Consider the following 4352-nt stretch of genomic DNA (forward strand, 5'->3'; position numbering starts at 1 on the left):
GAATCGACGCTTAAACTTTGAATTGCTAAGGGTTTGGGTGGCTTCGTAGTTCATCTGCCTAGGTGTAAAGCAATGAACCAAAACCTAAAAATCTACCATAGAAACTATTATGCAAGAGGTCTAATCTGTAACCGTTCAGGGGGGTAGGAAACTAGTGGGTTTCAAGGCATCGCCAAGACTCCAGATCGGCCAAAAGCAGGCTCAAAGCGGCCCAAACAGATTGATTAAAGAGCTGAAACCCTCATTCTCTAGTGCCCCCCTGAACGCTTACCTCAATCTTGAGCATGGTTCTCACCAAAATCAGCTCACTGCTGCTGAAATAGTCTGGAAAGTTAACGCTTAAGGCTCGACTCATGTGGAGGATGTTTCTCAGGTCAAACCAAAAGTCTCGCCCTTGCACCCACCCTTTATCACATAAACGTGTGCGCACTACATTGCGGGTAAAGGCAAACAAATCAAGCTCAGGACAAAACTGATCTTGATAAAGCACAATCCAATCAAATACTGACTTATCCCGCTCGGCAAAGTGAAGTAACGCTGCAGCTAAGGCTTGCTCAATTTGCTTGAGGCTAGGCAGGGAGTACAAAAAATCCTTGACCTTAGGAATAGCTGTAATGTCTTTTGCCTGCAAAACATCAATAACAATTGCTAAAGACTGCTGAAAATCATTTTGTTCCATTTTGATATACACACACCGTTGCCAAGGGCTTTACACCTTGAGAGCCTGTTACTTAATAACGTCCCTGACCCATCCATGGCTCCAGGAACCATAGGTTGTCTACGGATATCACGAGTAGGACTCTCCGTAGACAACCTATGGTTAAGTCTATGGAAACAATGTGTATATTTTGTGACCACGACAGGAGAATGTGTCGATTGCCCCTCAGGTAGAGGCCCTTAGTCTCAATCAGCATAGCTATGGGCTATGCCTTAAACCCATAACACTGTGATAGCTTGGGTTCACCAATCCACCATCTGTTTAATTTGCTGCACCAACTGCATAGCCTGGAAAGGTTTGGTGATAATTCCTCTCACACCTATTTTCATAAACTCTTGGTGCTCGCTCATGCGGGCCTTGGCGGTAAGCAAAATGGTGGGAATAGACTGGGTTAACGGCTCACTCTGCAGCTGATGAAATACGTTAATACCATCTTCATCGGGCATCATCACGTCTAACAGGATGAGATCGGGACTTTTGGCTTTTGCGATCGCAATCCCTTCTTTCCCACTGGCTGCCGTCAAAACATCCCAACCAGCCGCCGCTTCCAGGGAGAGTTGAATAATTTCGCGGACGCCGTCATCATCATCCACAACCAAAATCTGCTTTACCATGGAAGTTTAGCTTTATAGGTGACAGCCAAGATCATTCAAATATACACAAGTATAGACAGTCTTCGCTTATTCTATGGTCCATATCAAACTATAAATTCGGATATATTAGTTTCGAATTTATTCGTTCTTAATCTTAGGGAAATTGTCCAAGGGAGCATTATCTAGGACAGTTGATTGACAGCGAGGAACCGTAAAGGAGAAGCTGCTGCCCTCTCCTAGGATGCTCTCCACCCAGATTTTGCCACCATGCTGTTGAACAATGCTGCTACAGATCGCTAAGCCCAGGCCAGTCCCACCTTTACTGCGAGAGTCCGAAGCATCAACCTGGTGAAAGCGTTCAAAAATACGCTCCAATTTATTCGGTGGAATGCCCCTGCCCTGATCCTTAACAGTGAACCTCACCTGGCTGCCCTCCGGTATAGACCATTCTTCCACCGTGACCCATATGGTTGATGAGGGCTCTGAAAACTTAATGGCATTGCTGAGCAAATTGGTTAATACCTGAATTAAACGATCGCCATCGGCCCATATACACAAGTCGGTCTCAACCATCTCAAGCCGAATCTCTCCCCGTTCAGCCATTAGTTCCACCACCTCACAGGCTCGCTGGATGAGTTCATGGGTAGACACCGAGGACCAGTGAAGCCTGACTTTGCCGGATTCTAAACGCTCTAACTCTAAAATATCGTTGACCAGCTGCACCAATCGGGAGGAACTTTCGGCCGCAATGGCCAGCGCATGTTGCCCCCGGTCTGATTGCGGCTCCAGCAGCCCGCTGGTTAACAGATCTAAAGCCCCATGAATAGAAGTGAGTGGGGTACGTAGTTCATGGCTAACAACGGAAATAAACTCGTCTTTCATCCGATCGATGGCATAGCGCTCGGTAACATCTTCACCAATACTCAGCACCCCTGCAGATGTTCCTTCTAGGGTCTTCTGCAGGGTACTGGTCCAGGAGATAATCCGTTCCTCACCCGTTTTTGTGACAAGGGTGCTTTGATAGCGAGGACGATTTTCGTGGTTGAGAATATCCTGAAAATTTTTCTCAATCTGCGGTTGTTGATAGGGGGGGATAAACGACTCAACCCAGTTTTTCCCTAAAATATCTGACAGGCGATAATCCATCAACGAGAGGAAATAGGGATTGGCATAATCCACCTGCCCCCGGCTATCCACCCCAATCACCATCAAGCGCACATCACGGAGAAAGCTACTCCAGCGTTGCTCTGACTCTTGCAAGGTGGCAAACAACTTGGTCCGCTCAGTTTCAATTTGCTTGCGCTGGGTAATGTCTCGCTGTAGGACAAGAATGTAAGCATCTAAACAATCATCGGCAACCACCGTACAAGAACAGTCCATGGTTAAAATCTGGCCATTTTTGCAGACAAATTCCATCTCTTGCCGATGGTTGCCATGGGTCATCAACAGGGTAAATTCTTGTTGACATAGGGCCTGGCTATCACTACTTAGAAACCGGTCCAGGGGCTGGCCAATCAGGTCCGATTCGGCATAGCCAGATTGCTCCAGGGTCGTGGAATTAACCTGTTGGATCAGTCCCTGCTGGTCTAACACATAGATAAAATCAGGGGCCGCTTCAAACAATGAGCGTAGTCGCTGTTCACTATCCCTAAGATCGGCGGTGCGTGCTTCCACCCGAGCTTCTAATTCTTGATTGAGTTGATGCAGTTGTGCTTCTGCCTGTTTGCGGTCTTCGATTTCGGAGCCTAGCTGCTGGTTAATTTGTCTCAGGGCTTCGGGTTTGGGCAAGGCCAGGGCGGCAGGGATCGTCGGGATTAGGGACAAAGCGGTGTAGATGGAAACAACGGCCGTAATCGCTTTGATGGTGCCCGACAGCCAATAGGCGGGGTGCCACAGGGTCCACACAGCCATCAGGTGGGTGGTACCGCAGGTGGTAATGAATAGCCCAAAGAGAAGGAAAATACCTCGGAAGGGGACATCATCTCGCTTGCGGACAAAGTAGATCAGCATAATGGGGATGGAGTAATATGCGATCGCAATCAGCACATCCGACAACAAATGCAGCCAAACCAGCTCAGGTTGCCAAAGATAGCAATGCCCATGGGGAATAAACTGGGTCGGAAAAAAGATTTTTTGTAGTATTTCCATCCCATTTATTTCCTATGATAATTTCCGTTCATAATCAGCTAGACAAAATTTGATTACGCCCAGCAGCTTTCGCCATATATAATAACTCGTCAGCCTGTCGATACAAGGATTGAATATCCATACCATCCTGGGGATACTCAACCACACCACCACTAAAACTGACATGGAATAGATGCTGCTCGCCACCCAAAAAACTGTGTTGACTAAACGTCTCCAACAACGCAGTTAGTCGTTTAACCGCGAGTTCTTTACTGATGCCGTATAGCCCCACAACAAACTCTTCCCCCCCCCAACGGGTTAACACATCTTCCCCCCGAAAAGTTTGACGGAGGTAGTCCCCTAAGGTTTTCAACACTTGGTCACCCACCTCATGACCATGGGAATCATTAACTTGCTTAAATTGATCGAGATCCAATATGGCAAAACAGAGGGTAGTATCTTGCCGATCCGCTAGTTTTAACAACCGATTGAGGTCTTCAACGGATTGCCGTCGTCGCTTCAAATTGGTCAAACTATCGACCTCAGCCAAGGTGCGCAACAGTCGCATCCGTTCCAAACGATTCAAGATCCGAGCCACCAGTTCTGGACCAATGATGGGTTTACTCAGATAGTCATCGGCCCCAGCCTCAAACACGCGATGGATGATCTCAGGGCCAGTGTGGGCCGAGAGAAAAAGAATCGGAAATTGATGCAGGGACGGATCATGTCGAATCACCTTACACAGCTCTAATCCATTGAAATCAGGCATTTCAATATCTAAAATCATTAACTGGACAGTGCGAAGTTCATCTCTAACTGGTGAAAGTCTCTAAAAAAGAACATCCCAGTACCCAAACGGTCTGGAATGTCCGAAACTGGCTGAAACCATTACAATCAGCCAGTTCCATTATGGA

At 47.2% G+C, this 4352-nt stretch carries 4 protein-coding genes and 1 pseudogene; all 5 read right to left on the reverse strand.

The features are described 5' to 3' along the window. Window positions 1-241: 241 nt before the first annotated feature. On the reverse strand, window positions 242-679 hold the full coding sequence (locus tag VB741_RS14710; protein WP_323365938.1) for a hypothetical protein: 438 nt from the start codon (window positions 677-679) through the stop codon (window positions 242-244). A 281-nt stretch (window positions 680-960) separates the two neighbouring features. Continuing rightward, a complete protein-coding gene (locus VB741_RS14715) occupies window positions 961-1332 on the reverse strand; it encodes a response regulator (protein ID WP_323365939.1) in 372 nt (123 codons plus the stop codon). 117 nt (window positions 1333-1449) lie between these two features. Beyond that, on the reverse strand, window positions 1450-3459 hold the full coding sequence (locus VB741_RS14720) for a PAS domain-containing sensor histidine kinase (protein ID WP_323365940.1): 2010 nt from the start codon (window positions 3457-3459) through the stop codon (window positions 1450-1452). A gap of 34 nt (window positions 3460-3493) precedes the next feature. Continuing rightward, complete coding sequence (locus VB741_RS14725; protein ID WP_323365941.1) at window positions 3494-4006, reverse strand: GGDEF domain-containing protein; 513 nt, start codon at window positions 4004-4006, stop codon at window positions 3494-3496. 30 nt (window positions 4007-4036) lie between these two features. After that, window positions 4037-4228, reverse strand: a pseudogene (locus tag VB741_RS14730) (response regulator); the annotation flags it as partial. Window positions 4229-4352: the final 124 nt, after the last annotated feature.

The organism is Leptothoe sp. PORK10 BA2, from assembly GCF_034932105.1.
Lineage (GTDB): Bacteria > Cyanobacteriota > Cyanobacteriia > Phormidesmidales > Phormidesmidaceae > Leptothoe.